This window comes from Rhodanobacter denitrificans (assembly GCF_003335105.1).
Taxonomy (GTDB): domain Bacteria; phylum Pseudomonadota; class Gammaproteobacteria; order Xanthomonadales; family Rhodanobacteraceae; genus Rhodanobacter; species Rhodanobacter denitrificans_A.
On the sequence record NZ_QFWQ01000035.1, the window covers coordinates 1 to 343 of the forward strand.

Below are 343 nucleotides of genomic sequence, written 5' to 3' on the forward strand. Positions count from 1 at the left end.
CGCGCTCCGCATGTGCTTACCGACAGCCGCACCGGCGCCCAGCTGGGCAACAGCCAGCTGATTGACAGTCTGGTGCATGATGGGCTGTGGGATGCTTTCAACGATTATCATATGGGCGTCACGGCGGAAAACCTGGCCCGGGAATTTGGCATCAGTCGCGAGCTGCAGGACGCCTGGGCGCTCAGCTCACAGCATAAGGCGCGCAAGGCGATTGATTCCGGTCGCTTTCGCGATGAGATCGTCCCGGTTGTCACCGAGCATAACGGCGCGGCGCGCACCGTGGATACCGATGAACAACCGCGGGTGGATGCCAGCGCGGAAGGGCTGGCCAGCCTGCAGCCCA

At 63.3% G+C, this 343-nt stretch carries 1 pseudogene; it reads left to right on the forward strand.

What is annotated here, in order from left to right:
* Positions 1-343, forward strand: a pseudogene (locus tag DEO45_RS16385) (acetyl-CoA C-acetyltransferase); the annotation flags it as partial.